A 1,083-nucleotide genomic window follows, 5' to 3' on the forward strand; every position below is an offset into this window, starting at 1 on the left:
CACGTCGACCCGGCCGTGTTCGCCCGCGGGGTCGCGGGCTCGTCGGCCGCGCAGGCGAACGCGGTGCCGGTGGCCGAGTACACCGTCGCCGTCATCGTCCTCGCGGCCAAGCGCGCGCTCACCCGGGCCCGCTGGTACGCGCAGGACCGCGTGGCGGGCGATTGGCACTCCGGTGCGGGCACCGGGCTCTACGGTCGCACGATCGGGGTCGTCGGGGCCTCCCGCACCGGCCGGCTCGTCCTGGACCGACTGCGGGCGTTCGACGTGCGGTTGCTGCTCACCGACCCGTACGTCACCCCGGAGCAGGCCGACGCGCTCGGCGCGGAGCTGGTGAGCCCGGACGACCTGTGCCGCCGCAGCGACGTGGTCACCGTCCACGCGCCGGCGCTGCCGGAGACCCGTCACCTGCTCGACGCACGTCGGCTGGCGCTGCTGCCCGACGGCGCGACCGTCGTGAACACCGCGCGGGGCTCCCTGGTCGACACGGCGGCGCTGACCGACCACTGCGCGACCGGCCGCCTCGACGCGGTGCTGGACGTCACCGAGCCGGAGCCGCTGCCGCCGGACCACCCGCTGCTGCACCTGCCTAACGTGCTGGTCACCCCGCACCTGGCCGGGTCGCAGGGGCGCGAGCTGCGCCGCCTGGGCGAGTTCGCGGTGGCGGAGGTGACGCGGTTCGTCCGCGGTGAGCCGCTGCACGGCGCGGTCCTGGCCGCCGACCTGCCCCGGATCGCCTGACCGGCGGGCCCGGCGGCCCGAGTCAAGTCCTTTGTGGACCGACCACCGGGCTGCGGCGAGGATGTCGGTCGACCATACATCAGACGATTTTCGCCGGATTGGCTCCACCGGTACCGGCGCGGCCGGTCGGTGGCGGCGTTGGTTCGGGTGGACGGCCCCGCGCCCTCCGTGCGGCTGATCAGCCCCTGTCAAGCGCCCGACAACGACATACAGACGCCGTTGCGGCGGCAACCCGCGCCCGGTCGCGGCGAGGCCCGGTCGACTTCACCACCGTACCGGTCCGTGATCGGGTGGTTTCCGCCTGCTGGCCGCCGGCTCGACGCTCATACATCTGATGCCTGCGCG

The 1,083-nt window shown here is 74.6% G+C and carries 1 protein-coding gene; it reads left to right on the plus strand.

Features of this window, described 5'->3' with window-relative positions; translation table 11 throughout:
* The coding region (locus AB0G02_RS41845) for a hydroxyacid dehydrogenase (RefSeq protein WP_360806623.1) at window positions 1-738 on the plus strand (738 nt) is incomplete at its 5' end.
* Between the last annotated feature and the right edge of the window lie 345 nt (window positions 739-1,083).

This window comes from Actinosynnema sp. NPDC023658 (genome assembly GCF_040639995.1).
Taxonomy (GTDB): domain Bacteria; phylum Actinomycetota; class Actinomycetes; order Mycobacteriales; family Pseudonocardiaceae; genus Actinosynnema.